The 15,641-nt window shown below is 43.7% G+C and carries 20 protein-coding genes; 1 reads left to right on the forward strand and 19 read right to left on the reverse strand.

The features are described from left to right. Window positions 1–201: 201 nt before the first annotated feature. The 3 genes from DRZ93_RS13015 to DRZ93_RS13030 form a co-directional block, all read right to left on the reverse strand. Window positions 202–579, reverse strand: coding sequence for a hypothetical protein (locus DRZ93_RS13015; RefSeq protein WP_113746745.1), 378 nt, complete (start codon window positions 577–579; stop codon window positions 202–204). A gap of 1 nt (window position 580) precedes the next feature. Then, complete coding sequence (locus DRZ93_RS13020; RefSeq protein WP_113746746.1) at window positions 581–1,096, reverse strand: contractile injection system protein, VgrG/Pvc8 family; 516 nt, start codon at window positions 1,094–1,096, stop codon at window positions 581–583. A 229-nt stretch (window positions 1,097–1,325) separates the two neighbouring features. Next, entirely contained in the window at window positions 1,326–1,508 is a 183-nt protein-coding gene (locus tag DRZ93_RS13030) for a phage tail protein (protein ID WP_113746748.1), read from the reverse strand. A 103-nt stretch (window positions 1,509–1,611) separates the two neighbouring features. Here DRZ93_RS13030 and DRZ93_RS13035 point away from each other — a divergent pair, with 103 nt between their 5' ends. After that, window positions 1,612–1,872: a hypothetical protein gene (locus DRZ93_RS13035; protein ID WP_113744225.1), complete on the forward strand. Its 261-nt coding sequence runs from the start codon at window positions 1,612–1,614 to the stop codon at window positions 1,870–1,872. A 14-nt stretch (window positions 1,873–1,886) separates the two neighbouring features. Here the strand turns inward: DRZ93_RS13035 and DRZ93_RS13040 are convergent, their stop codons facing one another. The 16 genes from DRZ93_RS13040 to DRZ93_RS13115 form a co-directional block, all read right to left on the reverse strand. Next, a complete protein-coding gene (locus DRZ93_RS13040; RefSeq protein WP_113745483.1) occupies window positions 1,887–4,382 on the reverse strand; it encodes a phage tail tape measure protein in 2,496 nt (831 codons plus the stop codon). 172 nt (window positions 4,383–4,554) lie between these two features. Beyond that, the gene (locus DRZ93_RS13045; RefSeq protein WP_113744223.1) at window positions 4,555–4,899 is read right to left on the reverse strand and encodes a phage tail assembly protein; all 345 of its coding nucleotides are present in this window, start codon (window positions 4,897–4,899) and stop codon (window positions 4,555–4,557) included. A gap of 5 nt (window positions 4,900–4,904) precedes the next feature. Beyond that, window positions 4,905–5,429 carry a phage major tail tube protein gene (locus DRZ93_RS13050; RefSeq protein ID WP_113745482.1) on the reverse strand — a complete coding sequence of 175 codons (525 nt, stop codon included), beginning with the start codon at window positions 5,427–5,429 and terminating at the stop codon, window positions 4,905–4,907. A gap of 11 nt (window positions 5,430–5,440) precedes the next feature. Beyond that, window positions 5,441–6,922: a phage tail sheath family protein gene (locus DRZ93_RS13055; protein WP_113745481.1), complete on the reverse strand. Its 1,482-nt coding sequence runs from the start codon at window positions 6,920–6,922 to the stop codon at window positions 5,441–5,443. Between the two features lie 10 nt (window positions 6,923–6,932). Next, complete coding sequence (locus tag DRZ93_RS13060; protein ID WP_113744220.1) at window positions 6,933–7,220, reverse strand: hypothetical protein; 288 nt, start codon at window positions 7,218–7,220, stop codon at window positions 6,933–6,935. A 19-nt stretch (window positions 7,221–7,239) separates the two neighbouring features. Next, window positions 7,240–7,758, reverse strand: a complete 519-nt coding sequence (locus DRZ93_RS13065) for a hypothetical protein (protein ID WP_113745480.1) — start codon at window positions 7,756–7,758, stop codon at window positions 7,240–7,242. Continuing rightward, entirely contained in the window at window positions 7,755–8,309 is a 555-nt protein-coding gene (locus DRZ93_RS13070) for a phage tail protein (RefSeq protein WP_113744218.1), read from the reverse strand. Before DRZ93_RS13070 ends, DRZ93_RS13065 begins: the two co-directional genes overlap by 4 nt. Window positions 8,310–8,343: 34 nt before the next feature. After that, window positions 8,344–8,667 (reverse strand): hypothetical protein, encoded by a 324-nt coding sequence (locus DRZ93_RS13075; RefSeq protein ID WP_113744217.1) that lies wholly within the window; start codon window positions 8,665–8,667, stop codon window positions 8,344–8,346. Between the two features lie 2 nt (window positions 8,668–8,669). Further along, on the reverse strand, window positions 8,670–8,933 hold the full coding sequence (locus DRZ93_RS13080; RefSeq protein WP_113745479.1) for a hypothetical protein: 264 nt from the start codon (window positions 8,931–8,933) through the stop codon (window positions 8,670–8,672). Continuing rightward, window positions 8,933–9,991, reverse strand: a complete 1,059-nt coding sequence (locus tag DRZ93_RS13085) for a major capsid protein (RefSeq protein ID WP_113744215.1) — start codon at window positions 9,989–9,991, stop codon at window positions 8,933–8,935. The genes DRZ93_RS13080 and DRZ93_RS13085 overlap by 1 nt, the downstream gene beginning before the upstream one ends. Window positions 9,992–10,017: 26 nt before the next feature. After that, window positions 10,018–10,389 (reverse strand): hypothetical protein, encoded by a 372-nt coding sequence (locus DRZ93_RS13090; protein WP_113744214.1) that lies wholly within the window; start codon window positions 10,387–10,389, stop codon window positions 10,018–10,020. A gap of 14 nt (window positions 10,390–10,403) precedes the next feature. Next, the gene (locus tag DRZ93_RS13095; protein WP_113745478.1) at window positions 10,404–11,468 is read right to left on the reverse strand and encodes a head maturation protease, ClpP-related; all 1,065 of its coding nucleotides are present in this window, start codon (window positions 11,466–11,468) and stop codon (window positions 10,404–10,406) included. Further along, the gene (locus tag DRZ93_RS13100) at window positions 11,465–12,973 is read right to left on the reverse strand and encodes a phage portal protein (RefSeq protein WP_113745477.1); all 1,509 of its coding nucleotides are present in this window, start codon (window positions 12,971–12,973) and stop codon (window positions 11,465–11,467) included. Before DRZ93_RS13100 ends, DRZ93_RS13095 begins: the two co-directional genes overlap by 4 nt. Further along, window positions 12,974–13,210, reverse strand: coding sequence for a DUF6148 family protein (locus tag DRZ93_RS13105; protein WP_113744211.1), 237 nt, complete (start codon window positions 13,208–13,210; stop codon window positions 12,974–12,976). Beyond that, window positions 13,203–15,023 (reverse strand): phage terminase large subunit family protein, encoded by a 1,821-nt coding sequence (locus DRZ93_RS13110; protein WP_113746749.1) that lies wholly within the window; start codon window positions 15,021–15,023, stop codon window positions 13,203–13,205. Before DRZ93_RS13110 ends, DRZ93_RS13105 begins: the two co-directional genes overlap by 8 nt. Beyond that, window positions 15,020–15,565, reverse strand: a complete 546-nt coding sequence (locus DRZ93_RS13115; RefSeq protein ID WP_113744209.1) for a hypothetical protein — start codon at window positions 15,563–15,565, stop codon at window positions 15,020–15,022. The genes DRZ93_RS13110 and DRZ93_RS13115 overlap by 4 nt, the downstream gene beginning before the upstream one ends. Window positions 15,566–15,641 lie beyond the last annotated feature (76 nt).

Raw genomic sequence — 15,641 nt, forward strand, 5'->3', positions numbered from 1 at the left:
AATATCAGGCATGTGGTAATTATGGTTTTTCAAAGTATTAGGGCACAGAATTGGTAAATCGTATGATGTGCAATTGTCGTCTTCAGGAAAACCACCCTGGCGGTATGTCTGAATGGGTCAATAGATGTAATCTCGCCCACCCTTATCACCATAGATAAGAGGTGCTTTAATTCTTCATAGCCATCATTCCTTAATAGAGCACTAATACTCATTGTTTACTCTCCTAACCTCTATATCTGTCACATAGCCTGAATTGCTCACACTGTGGTTTGCTTTCTCAATGATGAAGTTGCCGTCAAAGGAGCCAAAGCCACTAAGAGCAACCACAGCCCAGCGTATAAAAGAGGATTGCCCACCAAGGTCAGTGAGCCCTGTAGTCTGTCTCTGATTGAGCTCTCTTAGCTTAGCCTTGGCCAGCCTTTGCGCTTCTGCCAAAGATGTGCAGCGCTTTTTTAAAACATATACCTGCCCTGATGGTTCAACTGTCTCATCGGTGTAGGTGTAGTCAATATATTCAGCTTTAAGCGCTGTATTGCCTTTCTTGACCTCTTGAGGCTTGTGCTCCCATGAAAGATCCACTTTACCGTTCTGGCTTTTGAGCTTCCTGCGCAGTTCTAAAAGCCACTGTAGCTGTAGATGTATCTTTGCCTTTTTTCTTGAAGTCTCTCCACTTAATACGACATGCTCTGTATCTCTCTGCCTGCTGTGCATTGAATGACCATCTAAGAACAGGAGACATTCCCAGGGCATAAGTCGCTATAGGATCTTTTTTCTCATAGCTTTTTTGATCAAACATAATGAGCTGTTCTGAATTGACCTTAAGGCTTAGGCCTGCCTCTTTGCAAATACGCTCAAGAAACTTAAGATCAGTTTCATCTTTTTGATCAATTCTGTCGTATGTGGGATTCTCTTGGCTGTCAAAAAACAGCTTGAGCTTGTTATCTGTCGCTATTGTATTGGCAATAGTCTTCAAGTCTAGGTTTTCAAAGTTTCTTGTCTTGGCAGTCTTGCGCACAGTGTTCTCCAAGGGCACAGAGATAGCCTGCATGTCAAATGTGCGTGGAGCTCCCTGGGCTGATAGACTGTTTATAATCATCAGCCCTGTCTCTAAGCTATATCTTGGTTAGTGCTTAACATGCATCGTACCTTGGCTCCTCTGTCAGGAGACCAAGATCCTGCCCATTTGCCTTGCTCATCTTTTAATGTGATGCTTACACTGTCACATTCATCTGAGCAATTATCTTCATAAGAGAAAGATAAGAGGTCAGCGTTTATCTCTTGTGTGATGTCTGTGCTTTCATATATCACACTTACAAGCGTTTTTATTACTTTACTCTTTTCCATGGTGGCAACTGCTCGCTGTTAGTTGAGGGGCTAGGATTAACATCAGGAATATTGAGCTCAATTCCACTAGAGAAAATTAAAATATCTCTGTGCTTAAAATTAAGCTCAATCAATTGGTGCATTTGAAACTCACTACCAAGCTGCGCCTTGGCTATGATGTCCATGTGTCGCCTTGTTTTGTGACATAGCTTCTCATTTATAAACACCCTTTTTGATTTTTTATTCTATAATTTATCCATAGAGCCTTGCACTTAAGAAGAGGTTAAAATGAAAACTCTAATTACCTTTTATAATTTAATTAAAGCGCTTTGTCTTGCAGTTGTTGCTGTTGTTGAGATTGGTTTTCAATTAATAGTAGGGGCTCTAGTTATTGGGTTCATAGTTGGTATATTTGTAGTTATTTTATCCCCTTTTATAGAGCCTTCTACTTCTATAATTACAATCTCTGCTGTACTTGTTTTATTGTTTACTGCAGCGTGCTTTAAGGCATATTTATTTCTCAAAGACGATACTCAGTTAAAGCAATAAATGGCACAGTATATTTAATAAGCTATCTGCCCACTGCCACGCATCAACTTCTCAAGCTCTTTCTTAAGATTAATTGAGCCCACATTTAACGCTTCATTTACCTGTCCCTTGACGTTCTGATCGCCTTGTATGTTGATAGTTGGCGCAAAGGTCACGGTTATAGGAGCGTTGTTAGTGGTGTTGGTTGTGGTGCTAGAAGTGCCAAGCATGGAGCCTAGCTTTGACAGTGGCATCACAGCTTCACTCTCTGCACCTTCTCCTATCATTGCAAGGGTCGGCTTTGAGACAATACCACCGTTTGCAAGTGCAGGGATTGAAGTTGCAGAGGTGACACTTGGCTGTGATGCTGTGGCATTCACATTGACATTGGCATCATCACCAAAGCCAAAGAAGCTTTTTACAGAATTAACAGCATTGCCAAAGGCGCCCTTGACCTGCTCCACCTTGTCAGTCACATAGTTGATAGGTCCCTCGGCTATACCTTTGAGCGCATCAAACATGGCTTTAAAGATGTTCTTAACATTAGCCCATGCTTCACCCCATTTGCCTGTAAACACATTGACAATAAAGCCAAGCATGTTGGACAGCACAGTTTTAACATAGTTAATGTACTGACCAATAGCCGTGGCCACGGTCTTAACCACCGATGCCATAGCTGGGAATTTCTGCTCAAAAGTTGCCCACAGCTCTACAGCCTTAGCTTGAATTGTGTCCCAGTGTTTATATAACAGATAACCAACGCCAATAAGGGCAGTAATAGCAGTTATCACGAGGCCTATAGGGTTGGCCAGCATGGCCATATTGACCAACAGCATAGCTTTTTTAAGCATCACAAAGATGTTAATTAAACTGATGATAGGCTTTAACATCAGGCCAAAGGCTAACTGCGCCGCGCCTATTGCTGCTATAAGAGCCAAGAAAATAGCCACGCCTGTGCCAATAGTTTTGACTAGTTCTTTATTATTTTCTATCCACGCTATATAAGGTTGTGACATTTCTATAGCTGCACCCAAAAGCTCATTAATAGCTGGTAAAAAAACTGAACCTATCGTAGCCGATATAATTGTGACAAGATTATTCAGAATACCTAGCTGATTTGATGTTGTTGCTGCTCTGGCCTCGTACTCCTTTTGCATAGATCCTAAATAGTTGAGCTCATTAGCTGCCAATTCAAAGGGCTTACTTAATATATGCCCCTGTTCTGCCATTGTCATTACAGCTTTCTTAAGCCCAGCCTCGTTACCAAATATCTGACCTACAACACTGTTCTTTTCATCTGCTGATAACTTATTAATGCGTTTAAAGACTTCTTCAATGGCGTATTGTGCCTCTGCTCCGCCTGTAGTTAAAGCCTTGGCCATCTTCTGTGGGCTAAGCCCTAACTTCTCAAAACCCTTTAACTGTGTATTAGTGGCGTTAGAGCCTGCCATAAGGGCATTGATAAAGCTTGACTGTGCTGTAGCAGCTACCTCTGCACTTCCTGATGCCGATAAAAAAGCACCAGATAGGGCAACAATCTGCGATGTGGTGAGCTTAGTAGATGCTGCAACCATACCACCTGAACGCTCTAGCACTTCAAGAGTTTCTTTACCTCCAGCTGTGGTATTGTTGGCTATTGCATTAACAAGATCAAAGGCCTTGATTGTATCTTCCATGTTGCCAGCGATCTGATTTTTAATAGCTGCAAAACTTGAGCCCACTTGATCACCTGTCATTGTAAGTGCGATCATGGCTTTAGCTGCTGTCTGCGTATATGTCTCAATCTGTTTGGCGTCATTGGCATCTAAGATGTTTGACTGCATAGCATTGGCCTGTAAAGCCACCATCTCTTCTGTAGAAACAGCCATTTTGGTGGCCATTTCCTTGTTCTTTTTCATGACTTCATCAGAGATGTCAGTGTACTTTCTAAGCTCGGCAGTCTGATCTTCTATATCCATTGCAGCTTTTATCGGCATGCCAAATGCAGCTGCTGTCATGGCTGTAGCTTTGGCTATGTTACCTAATCCTTTGGCCTGCATTGACTCTGCCTTCTCGGCCAGGGCCTGCGCCTTCTGTGTCTGCGCTTCTATGTTGGCCTTGGCTTGCAGTCTCTTATTAAGGGCATCGGATTTAGCCTCTAAGTCTTTAAGACTTTTACCTGTGGCATTGGCCTCGGCTTTGAGCTGAGACAGTTTATTCTTGCCATCTGTGTAGGCCTTCTCTGCCCTATTCATGGCGTTAACAGCGTTTAAAAGCTCGGCTCTTAGCTCCTTGTGACCACTCTTGGCACTCTGTAACTGCTTTTCAAGTGCTTTGACCTTGGCCTTGGCTTCATCGTAGGCATAGTAAGCCTTCTTTGTTGCCTGCGCCTGCGCCAAGATCTTATCAAGGGCCAGCTTATGTGAAGCAATAGAATTAAACGAATGATTTAACTTATCCACATGCTTAATTGCATTGCTTGCGCTCTTAATAAATGAGCCCTCAAGCTTGCCTTTAAGCTGCATTGCAATTTCATAAACCTTTGAGCTCATTTCTTTTTCAATTCCTTAGTGTATAAAATAAAATTCTCTGTGCATTCAAATACGTCAAGTATAGGCATATGGCACATATCAGAGTACGGAGTCTTTATCTGAATAGATAAGAACAGTAAATTCTTAAAATACTCTTTTAGATATTTCTCAATACTCTGATCGCTTAGATTGCCTATACCGAATCGGTGAAAAAATTTTGTAAGGTCCCACTTAGGGCTATATAGTCCTTAAAGGGCAGTCCATTGAAAAATTCAAGTGGCAGATGGGACAGTTCACACATTGCAAAGTCAATAAACTCATTGTTAATAATTGCAGTCACTAACATGCGATCCATGACAAGGCTTTGCGCATCAGTCTGTTTCCTTAATGCTATGTACTTGCGATAGAGCTGCTTAAACTGCCCACCCGTAAAGTTATCATCAATATTAAAGGTCACAGAGGTGTATTCCTGGCCCTCAAAGGTGTAAGGGCGTGAAAGAGAGGCAGTGAGCCCCTCTTTAGTAGTAGATATGGACATTCTTTTTAAAATCCTAAATTAGCTCGTACATTTTCAAGAAGATCATTCTCACCAATGACACACTTAAAGTTAAGCTTGTCAATCTCAAGCACCTGCTTGCCATCAACTTCAATCTTGATATAAGGAGTCTCTAACTCAATTGAAGTGTCAGTCTTGGCACCTGGCTCAAAGCTTCCAAGGCTCATAGTCTTTGGCAAAGTCTTGAGTACAATTTTAATGCCTTGAGTCTTATGAGTACTGACCTCAGCCATATCAAGTGCCTGCTGTGCAGATCGCAGTGTCAGGGTGTTGCCCTTGGTTGAAAGCAAAACAATGGCATCAGCTTGAATAGCATTGAAATTAAGAGTTGTTGACATGGCGCCAAAATGACCTGTCACAGGTGTTTCAATCTCACCTGCAAGACCTGCACCGGTTAAAGTCTCAGTCATATATGCAAGCTCGGGCAGTTCTGCTGTTGCAACGCCTAAAAGCTCGCCCTGCTCTGAATATACGTTGTAATTAATTGTCTTATCTGGATATTTGTTTGCCATATATCACCTCCTTAATTAAATAAGGTCTCGTAGTAAGTTGGATCAATCTCTAAGTCAAAGCTCAGCTCTCGTGCTGGTGATGGAGGGGTTATAAATATCTTGAAGTGATATTTGCCGTCCATTAGCTCTGTAACAGGGTTGTCTTCCTTTCTAAACTCAATACGACCACCTAGCAGCTGCTGTCTTGCAGTAAAAGCATTGAGCCATACATTTAAAGAGTCAACAATGGTATCTATAAGGCGTCTATTCCCAGGCTCATCTACCTTCTGCCACATTGTGGTTACTACTGTGTTTGCAATAAAGAAGAACATGCGCTTTACAGGGATAAAGGCATCCTTTGGGTCGGTATTGGCTGGATAACATGAAGTGCGATTGCCCCATATCTTCCATCCACCACTAAAATTCAGAGCTGCGACAATGCCCTCACCATTTAAGTAGTTAGCCTCTTCATTGCCAAGCACCACTTCAGAGCCATCTTCAAGACAAAGACCTGTGCCCTCAAAATTCTTATTTGAAGGAGACACATAAGGCACGCCGTCACGCTCGCCATCTGTTCTTGCAAGCACGCCAATGAGGTGGGTTGATGATGCGTATCTTGTGCCTGTCATTTCAATCTGTGGCCATGTAACAGCTACATTAGGATCTACTATGTTGTTCTTGTTCTTCCAATTTGGCACATCACTGTATTTCTTGGTGGTCTTGGTATCAGCATCAACTATGGCCATAGCATTAAAGACGGTGTTTATGTTAAGAGCCTTTGCGCCCATAATTGCCGCCACTTCAGGATCTGCTGAATAATGTGGAGAGGCCACAAGGGTCGGTATAATTCTTAAACGTGGATATACTTCACTGATAAGCTCAAGACCGGTCTTCTTGCCCTCAGGTGTCACACCTCCGATGATCTCTTTTTTGGTGACTGCTGAAGGATCTAACTTCTCAACGGTAATAGTCAGCTCCTGCTTTGCAAGCTTGAAGTTGCCGTCACTCCCTTCAGGAAGGGCAGAGATAACAAGATAGCCGTCATCATCAAAGGCTGTAACATAATCAGTGCCCTCTGCATAAAAGCCTGTATCAGGTTTTGAAATTTTGAGAGTTGAGACAACGCAGCCAAACTCCTGAATTACTGCCTGCCCCTTGGCGTCAATTGTAATAGCTGTGGTATCAGCTGTCTTCTTGTGCTTGGCAGGATCTAAAACATTGACCAATACAATTGGCGTATTGCCGTAGAAGTTGAAGGTAGAGTAAATAAACTCAGATAAGTTGTATTTAAAGCTCTTCTTGCCGTTGCCGTCATCTGTGGCATTTTCAACACCAAAGTACTGCACAGCCTCTTTGTATGAGTATACAAGCTTTGGCTCATTGACACTTGGCTCTTGTGCCATGTTAATTGGTGCAATGCCTACAACAAAAGGCACAGCAGATAATACTTCTGTGGTTGGTATAAGTGAGGTCGGTGTTTCAGATGTATAGACACCGTGCTTATATGCTGCCATTTTTTAGCTCCTAGTTAAAAGATGAATTTATCTGATATAAAGCTGAGGTTTTATCATGTAGATCAGCAACTGCATGGCGCATAATGCTGACATGAACAAATAAAGCTTTATATATTGGTGATTTTTCTAGCTCTGCCCTGATATGTTCAGGAATAGCTATATATTCTGTGTATACCGTGTACGTTTTAAGCCCCAGGCGTGGAACATTTTTACCAATGTACACAATTGAATTATCCTGATGCTCTGCACTTTCAGGACGTGCGACAGCCTCAGGGCCTTTGCTCTGATTTTTTGTCATGTTTACCTCTGACTAGATTTTAAATTGTTGAGAAATTTTGAGGGCATGGGGCATACCAACTCCATGAGGTTATTATTGATGCATTATGAAAAGGGTGCTTGTTTTCTTCAAAGGTTGACCATGTAAATGGCAGTGAAAGCTCAAACTTATTATCAAGCATGTAGTTTTCAAGCTGAGACAGGCCGTTAATAATACGCCTTAACATATTCATCAGTGCCCTGTTATCTTCCTGCGAATAAACACCAATATCAAACTGCGCTCTACAGGTGCAGTACTCTCTATCAACACTTCCATCTAATAAAAAGATAGAGACATAAGGAAACACAGAGCTCTCCTGCTTGGCAGAGGGCACAAAGCCATTGTATATATTGACCTTAACCGCCTGCTCTTTGTCCTGCATCTCTGCCTTTAAAGGCCTTACAGTTCTAAGACTGCCAAGGTATGGCTCCCTGTCTGTGCCAGGTCTGTCCTGATTGATGTCGTTTAGCGTTTTTTCAAGAAAAGTCTGCAAACTCTCTATTAAATAAAACTCTGTCATTTGTCATACCCTTTTAATGAAACATCAATCTCATGCATGATGCGTTTATTGAATGTATCAGTCATGCCTCGCTCAATGCGCTCAATACTTTCCTTACTGCCTATCATCTGAGGGACAGATGGGCCATACATGGATTGAATTGGCAGTCTCTTTTTACCTTCTCTTTTATAAATACGCCCCTGCCACACAAAACCACGATCCACACTAAAGCGCTTGCCTTTGGTGAATGAAACAAACACCTGTCTGCGCTTGTTGCCTGTAGTATCGCCATGAGGTCTGTGCATAAAGTGTGAGGCATTTAACTGCGTGCCCCTTGATTTGATTTCGCCTGTAAGGGTGTTTTTATCTGACTTAACGACAGATAAGGTCTGTCTTATATCTGTAGCTTTTAAAGTGTAGCGCTCTTTTACTACCCTCACTATCTGAGTGCGGGCGCCCTGCATGGTGCGATTGATAGCACGGCTTATTGCACTCTCGGCCCCTCTGGGGATTTGAGATAACAACAGCTTTGCATTCTCAATAGCTTTGTCGTCAATTTTTACTGAAAACATAGAAGGCGCCCTCAAAGCGCTATAGCTTTACAAACTAACGTGACTGATTTTCTACAGCAATAATGGCATCACAGCCCTGCTCAATCCTTAAGCCTTTGCAGGTGTAGCTGTATCCATCAAGCTCAAAATCCTCATCAACAAGTGGCAGGCGTGACAGCGACCCTTGCGGTATAAAGATCGTTATAGCATTAACAAATACAGCCTGCATTGACTCGGTTTTAATGGCTACCTCATCAAGGGCATTGGAATCAATGATCGCATTGACCTCTTGCCCGTTAATGCTGTGAATGTCTGCAAACTCGGACAGATTGATAAAGGTGTCAATGTCTAAGGCTAACTGCTGCTTAAAATCAATCATGTTTATTTTCTCTTTATTGTTTTACCTTTGCCCTCACCACCAAGATCAGGCATCTGCATAACATCATCAATATCAGCATCAGCCTCTAAAGAAGGATCTGCCTTTTCCTGTGTCTCCTCGGTCTTTGGTGGAAGTGGTTCGGCATTGCCTATTTTCTCAAGATACCCATCTTTGATAAGGGCAGGTACAGTTTCAAACTCGTACTCTGCTCCTTGCTCATAATAGGCACTCTCAAAAATAAAGTTTTTAAGTGCTCTGTATTTCATTAGGATAATACCTTCATAACATGGAACGCATAAGGCTCATTAACAATCATCAGAGGATGTGAAATCATCTGCACCACTCGGCCTGCCGGTGTATCACGCTGTACCCATGAATTGGCAACTCGTGAACCCTCAACAAAGCGAATGTTATTATTCTCATCAATGATATCTACAATGCCGTAGGCTCGTGTGGTCATAGCGCCATCAGATGCTAAGAAGGCAATATTGTCAGGCACAAGTGGTGTGTTTGTTCCTGCATCGTCCACAAAGGTCTCGGTGTAGGCGTAGATATCAAGATGAGGATATAACAGAGTACCGATGTACTGCACTCCATTGGCCTGTACTTTGGCAGGCTCAATGTGTCCTAGATTTATACGGCGTGGGTCAAGTGAGCCGTCCTTGACTAAGAAATTCATCAGGACTTTTAGAACCTTGCGACCTACGATCAGCTTGTTGGCAGTACGACCAGATAACTCGCCCACCTTGTCCACACATGCTACAAGATCATCAAATGGTGTGGCATTAGGCTGGTCCCACTTGGTTGCAATGTCGGTTTCAGGCTTCTTGGCATTGTCCCACATGGTGAGCACATCGTTCACGCCCTCGCCCTTCATCTCAATCTTACCTGTAAACAGTGCCTGCGCTGCCATCCATTCCTCACGGCGTGTAATCTGCTTATCAAGCTGTTTAAGATTGTCAGCTACAATGGCATTCATACGCTGTGCAGGATTGAACTGACTGTAAATAGTCTCACCTGGGGCACGGGTAAAAGCCTCATCAGCTGTAGTAATCATCATAGGGGCAATTCGTGCAGGCTGATATGATTTGGTTGAATAGCCATCTCTGTATGAGAAGGTGCCACCGGTATAACGATGTACAAACGGTGCAAGCTTGCGCTTATCAGGACCAATAATATCAATATCAACCTCTTTGGTCATAAAGGTCTTTGTTGTTGGGAAAAATGTATCTCGCAAAAAGGTGTGCTCTCTTGGCATCTGCTGCACGACACCTAAGAGAGTTCTAAAATCATAAAGTGAAACATTTCCTGTCTGAGTTGACATAGTTTATACCTCGTCTGTTTAAATCTTTACTTGGTTGGTTTGTTGAAAATGATGCCTACATTACGGGCTGACAGATAAAAGTCTGCAACCTTGCCACTATCGCCAGGTGTGCCCATGGATAAAGCCTCTTCATTGAAGGCGCCTGACAGATAAATGCGGGCATATACCTTGGAGCTTGTAGCATCCACATCTTCAGCCAGAATGCCATAGACCACATCAGCCTTAAGCTTGCATGCCTTCACGGTCTTGGTTGCTGCGTCATAGGTTACAAGACAGCCACGCTTGAGCTTGTTCTCACCCTGTGCCACCTCATTGTGGGTGTACTTGACCCAGTCTCTAGGTCCTGCAAGCAGTTTGTCGTACTCAACGTTGCCTAAATCTCTTGATAGTTCTGCCATTTTGAAAACTCCTTTTACATGTTCTCTAAAATTGATTTAATCATTGCATTGCGCTGTGTTTCTGCTGAGGTCATTACATCATCCTGAACTCCTGCCACTTCCTGAAGGGCAGATGCATCAGACTGCAAGGCGCTTGCCTGCTCATCAAGCTGCTGCTTTTGAGCCTTTAAGATATTGAAGGCGCATGATTTGGCATCCTCAAAGGTCTCGTACTTGGCCTTGTTGATAAGTGACTCATGCTGTTTAGATGACATAGCATCAAGCTCTTTAATGCGCTCACGTTCTGCGCTCTGTCCTTTGGCAAAGGCTTCATCTGCAATAGCTCTGCAAAAGTCAGGATATGCTTTAATCATCTGAGCTACATCTGTGAAAGTGACGGCGCTCTTAGTTTCTGTAACAGTGAGGTTCTTGTCCTCGGTCTTTACTTCTTCATTCATGGTGATTTCGTCCTCTTGGTGACATTGAAAAAATTCTTGTAATTTACAATAGGTAGCACAGCTAAAATCAAGACCACCTATTGAAAGCTTATTATTGTCAATGCTTGCGTTTACTGACTTGGTACCGTCCACCTTATCAGCAAAGCCAAGCTCCACAGCTTCATCAGCTGTAAGCCATGTCTCTTCACTCATCATTTTTATAAGCTGTGGTACAGGAAGATTGGTTTTTTCTGCATACAGCTGAGCAATGCTTTGTGTAAGCTTATCTAATCTATCTGCCGTCTTCTTTAAATCATCCTTTGCCCCCTGCATTGTGATCCATGGTTCGTGGATCATAAACATTGAGCCCTTTTGCATAGTGACATGGGCATTCTTGGCAGAGGTGATCAAAGTGGCAGCACTTGCAGCTAAACCCGTGACGCTTATCCTCGGCTGTATCTCCAATGATTCTAAAAAGGTTTTAATTGCAAGCCCCTCATTTGTGGATCCGCCTGGGCTGTTAATCACAACATTGAGGGCACGTGCTGTATCGTATTGAGATAATTCAAAGACAGTATTAGAATCCCCTTCTTTAAAAAAATGGGCGCCCTCTATGGCGCCACTGATATAAAGCGTATTGCTTTTCTTGTTAAATGAAATCATTCTTCATCCTCATTTTTATTTACAGGTGGTAACTCTCCCTGCTGTGGCGTGATTGCTTTTAGTGCTTCACTCTCAGCTGTGAGCTGATTGGCAATAACTTCAAAGGACAGACCTGTAAGCTCTGCTGCTTCTTTCTCTCGTGTTGAAAGTCCATTGTTGATTCTTACAACTGCTGCATTTGCTTCTTTAAGTGGATCTAATTGGCCTTGTGCATCGCCAGACCATTCGGCACGTGACCATGCCTTCTTATATGATAAATCGCTAAAAAAGTTAGGAGCACTGATGCGTCCTAGTGATACAGCCTCTGCAAGCCATTCTTCATATACAGCCTGACAGAAAGAATCGCACAGCCATTGACGGCGCATTCTGAATGCCTTCCAAGCCTCTAAAAGAGATGCACGGCTGGCGCTGTAGGATGCTGTAAAGTTCTTAACTAAAAGCTCATAAGGCAGCTCAAGTGCTGCACCTATCTGACGGCAGACAGCCTGCACAAACCCACCAAACTCGGGGTTAGGCCTACCCGGTGATCCAAAGGTGACGTTCTCCCCCTCTTGCAGGTACACCATAGAGCCATTTCCCATGCTTATCTCATTGCGCTCTTTGTCTCTGTCTCCCAAATCGTTAAAAGGAGATTGCAGACCGTCTGCGCTTTGAGTTGTTACAAAGCCTGTAAACAATCCACTGATGACGGCAGCAGTTAGCTCTGCATTGGTAAAGCGCTCTAACTGCTTTAATGCTTCCATAACAGGGGCAAGCAGTGGCACGCCTCGGCGCTGTGCCGGTCTTTCATAGTCAGGCATGATGTGCAATATATTGCGCCTGCCTGTCTTGGCACCAAATGCCGGCACCCTCTTCCATTCCTGCTGTTTGCCCATAAGATAAAAAGAACCATTAGGGTGATACTTGGCAATGTGGTAGGCCACAGGCTCGCCATAAGTGCCAAGCTCAATGCCCTGCATGATATCCACATTTGGATTAATCAGGCTGTCAGTGGGATTGCACACTCTGTCACTTTCAATGATGTATACCTTTAAGGAATATGGATTATCAGGCCTTTTTATATATGGCATGGCCACAAAGCAGTCGCCAGACATAAGGGCAGAGGCTAAAACCAAGCCCTGCATCTGATAGAAATTCATCGTGCGCCCTGCATCACATGCAGAGGATTCAGCCCATAGAGCCCATTCACGCTGTGTATTTTTCTCCCACTCCTTGGCGTCCTCAGGTGTCAGCCCTAATTTTTCATGATCAATATGAGCATTAAGGGCAAGGCCTGAACCTACGACATTGGTCCTTATGGTCTTTATCGCACCTGTGGCCAATGGCGTGCTCATGTAAAGATCTCTTGAGCGTGCTCTTAGTGTGTCAAGGTTCTGTGTTATGTCCTCATCTGCGCTTAGGGCTGATGTGCTCCATGAGGCTAAAGACTTCCTGGCATAGGATGCGCCAGAGCGTGCATACGATTTATCAAGCCGTATGGGCTTGCCGTGTGTATCTAGTATCATTTAACGATCCTCGCAGATTGCTCTGATAATACGGCGGCCTTTCCCTCCGTTTTCAAGAGAATTAAGTTTGCCCTGCCAATAATCTAGCTGTTCTCTTACTTCTTTAAGATTGGCACGTGTCAGAGTGCGCGATCCTATCTTATAGCTTTGCCCTGTTGCTATTGCCGCCTCGGCATCAAGCCACATCTTTATTCTTTCTTTTGCAAATTCAATTGTTATTCCATTAAACTCAGTCATTTTCATTTCCTTGCAGTGATCTGGCTATTGATTCAAAGTCAGGATTTAAAGCTTCCATTGCTGCACGTGCATAGACGGCACAGTCAAGCGCTTCGTTTCGCTCTCTTAGCTTTACCCACTCCATTTTGACAGCGCCTGTATCTTTATTCTTTTTAGGTCTTTGCACCTCAGCTGTAAGCTGTTTAAAGAACTCCTCATCAACGCAGTTCTCGCCTTTTGGAAAATGCATGTACATAGGCCCTGTAGTTTCAAGATCAAGGCATGAGGTCACAATACTCTTGCCGGCGTCTACACCCAGCACATAAAGGAGCGCTTTAAAGTTGCCCTGTCTTGAAGGTCGGTTGATAAAAGGTTTGTTTTCACCACCCTGGCCTTTAATTGCAACAACCCTGTAGCGCTCTCTTTGCCGTGTGTATTTATAAACTGTCTCTGTCATGACGCCGTCACCTGAGTCAATGAAAGTGGCAACTAAACGCCGTGGCTGTTTATCCTCATTAAGGAACTTTGAATGCAGAATGATGCCATCAAGCTCCTTCCATACCTCGCCCTCTAAAGGGTTGCCTATAATCTGCCGGTGAGATATGAGCCATGCTTCACGACCCACACCCCAGCCGTATATGGAGATCTCCAAACGGTCACGCTGAACGTCCACTCCTGCTGTAAGGAATAGGACAGAAGAAGAAAAGCCGTCAACAGGATAATACTCACAGCGCTTATACAGTTTCTCCCACTTGAGCATGGCTGTTTTATATTCCTCAAATGGAAGGCCAAGCCTTAGGTTATAGAAAACTCTTAAAGCTTCTTTATCTCTGTTGCGTGATGCTGTGATAAATTCTGTCACCAAGGTGGAGAGATGTACCCACGGAGACACAAGGGCATTGACGTGATAGCCCCTTATCTTGCTCTTAGCTGTTGGTTCCCATATGCCACTTTCAATCAGTGAAGGTGATGGCTTACCTGCGCCTCGTACCTTGGCTTTACAGTTAGGGCAGAAAAGACCTATTGTGTCTTCGTCTACCTCGCCCTTCTCATTCTTGTCCCATCGTACCTGCTCCCACTTCATAACAAAGCGCTGTTCACAATGAGGGCACATAACTTTGAACTCCCTTTTGTCTGACAGCTCAAACTCTTTGCTTATGGTTGGCTTTGGATCTTCCTCATTCTTAATTGTCGGAGTGGATACACCTATAATTTTTCTATTGCCAAAGTTTGAAGTTCTTTGACGTGCAAGCTTGATAGGGCTACCCTCTGCCGTATTGTTAAATCTGTCTATCTCGTCCATAAGCAGAATTCTGATAGGACGTGATGCAAGCTTTGAGGTTGAGACAGCTCCGATAATGGCCAGATAGCCACCTACGAAGGTTTTATTCAGGACAGTGTTGTTACTCTGTCTTTCAATGCCTTTGGAGTCCTCCACCACAATCTCACGCAGGACAGGTGATGCCTTGATTGTTGGATCTATACGCTCCTTTGAAAAGGCTTTGGCTGTTTCATCAGTTGGCTGAATAAATAGCACAGGACTTGGCTCCTGATGAATGTAGTAGCCCATGATGTTAAGCAGCAGCTCTGACTTGCCTATCTGAGATGCAGCCATAATATAGACCTGCTCCACTCGTCTATCAGTGCAGGCGTCAAGGATTTCAGTTAAATATGGCGTTCTGCTTGATACCCATCTGCCGGGCTCTGGTGATGTAGATGCTGCTACATAACGATAGCGATCGGCCCATTGACTCCCCTTGAGTACAGGCTTAGGCGTAAAGGCTTTAAAGAAAGCCCTTGTAAGCTCTTTTTGTTTTGCGTTTACTGTTTTCATAGGTCAAGCTGCATCTTGGTCATAGCCTCGGCCAAAGCTTCTTCAAGCATGGTCTCTATCTCTCGCTCATTTCTGCCCTCAAGGCGCCCTGCGTATCTTTGTGGAATTGCAAGAATTTCCTGCCTTACCTTGATGGCAATATCCTTGAAGGTGGCTTTAACGGTTTCAATTTCCACAAGCTTGCCCTTTTCTTTATCTAAGGACAGCTGACGCTCTTCCACTTTGTAGATAGTCTCAAGCGCCTTGGCTTTATTGAGTGCCTGTGCAGGGTTCTCTTCAGCTAAGTCAAAGAGCTCATTGAGGTCAGTCTTGTAGGTTCTCTGTTTTGGTTTCTTTGGCTCTGTGGTTTTGGTGATCTTGGTTGGCTTAGTGGTTTCTTCTTTGCTGATAGCTTCCCATTCTTTCATATTGATTGTGGGGCTTAATTGTTTGTTATCATCAGCTGTCAATTTGCCTGCCTGCATTAAGCGTCTGACTTGCGTGTCTGACCTCTTAATAAGCTTGGCAAATGCTCTGACACTGATGCCATCTTGATAAACCATAGGCTAAACCGTTGCATACTTTTTTGAATGACCCTAGAGCGATATTTCGGGGGCTTGTGCATCCGCATCACCAAAA

It is taken from the genome of Anaerobiospirillum thomasii (genome assembly GCF_900445255.1).
GTDB lineage: Bacteria > Pseudomonadota > Gammaproteobacteria > Enterobacterales > Succinivibrionaceae > Anaerobiospirillum_A > Anaerobiospirillum_A thomasii.

Excerpts from the sequence above, each read along its gene's own strand:
- DRZ93_RS13050 (WP_113745482.1), bottom strand. The coding sequence starts at position 5,429 with ATGGCAAACAAATATCCAGATAAGACAATTAATTACAACGTATATTCA.
- DRZ93_RS13030 (WP_113746748.1), bottom strand. The coding sequence starts at position 1,508 with ATGGACATCATAGCCAAGGCGCAGCTTGGTAGTGAGTTTCAAATGCAC.
- DRZ93_RS13110 (WP_113746749.1), bottom strand. The coding sequence starts at position 15,023 with ATGAAAACAGTAAACGCAAAACAAAAAGAGCTTACAAGGGCTTTCTTT.
- DRZ93_RS13060 (WP_113744220.1), bottom strand. The coding sequence starts at position 7,220 with ATGACAAAAAATCAGAGCAAAGGCCCTGAGGCTGTCGCACGTCCTGAA.
- DRZ93_RS13085 (WP_113744215.1), bottom strand. The coding sequence starts at position 9,991 with ATGTCAACTCAGACAGGAAATGTTTCACTTTATGATTTTAGAACTCTC.
- DRZ93_RS13045 (WP_113744223.1), bottom strand. The coding sequence starts at position 4,899 with ATGTCCATATCTACTACTAAAGAGGGGCTCACTGCCTCTCTTTCACGC.
- DRZ93_RS13075 (WP_113744217.1), bottom strand. The coding sequence starts at position 8,667 with ATGATTGATTTTAAGCAGCAGTTAGCCTTAGACATTGACACCTTTATC.
- DRZ93_RS13105 (WP_113744211.1), bottom strand. The coding sequence starts at position 13,210 with ATGACTGAGTTTAATGGAATAACAATTGAATTTGCAAAAGAAAGAATA.
- DRZ93_RS13040 (WP_113745483.1), bottom strand. The coding sequence starts at position 4,382 with ATGAGCTCAAAGGTTTATGAAATTGCAATGCAGCTTAAAGGCAAGCTT.
- DRZ93_RS13065 (WP_113745480.1), bottom strand. The coding sequence starts at position 7,758 with ATGACAGAGTTTTATTTAATAGAGAGTTTGCAGACTTTTCTTGAAAAA.
- DRZ93_RS13070 (WP_113744218.1), bottom strand. The coding sequence starts at position 8,309 with ATGTTTTCAGTAAAAATTGACGACAAAGCTATTGAGAATGCAAAGCTG.
- DRZ93_RS13090 (WP_113744214.1), bottom strand. The coding sequence starts at position 10,389 with ATGGCAGAACTATCAAGAGATTTAGGCAACGTTGAGTACGACAAACTG.
- DRZ93_RS13020 (WP_113746746.1), bottom strand. The coding sequence starts at position 1,096 with ATGATTATAAACAGTCTATCAGCCCAGGGAGCTCCACGCACATTTGAC.
- DRZ93_RS13100 (WP_113745477.1), bottom strand. The coding sequence starts at position 12,973 with ATGATACTAGATACACACGGCAAGCCCATACGGCTTGATAAATCGTAT.
- DRZ93_RS13035 (WP_113744225.1), top strand. The coding sequence starts at position 1,612 with ATGAAAACTCTAATTACCTTTTATAATTTAATTAAAGCGCTTTGTCTT.
- DRZ93_RS13080 (WP_113745479.1), bottom strand. The coding sequence starts at position 8,933 with ATGAAATACAGAGCACTTAAAAACTTTATTTTTGAGAGTGCCTATTAT.
- DRZ93_RS13115 (WP_113744209.1), bottom strand. The coding sequence starts at position 15,565 with ATGGTTTATCAAGATGGCATCAGTGTCAGAGCATTTGCCAAGCTTATT.
- DRZ93_RS13055 (WP_113745481.1), bottom strand. The coding sequence starts at position 6,922 with ATGGCAGCATATAAGCACGGTGTCTATACATCTGAAACACCGACCTCA.
- DRZ93_RS13095 (WP_113745478.1), bottom strand. The coding sequence starts at position 11,468 with ATGATTTCATTTAACAAGAAAAGCAATACGCTTTATATCAGTGGCGCC.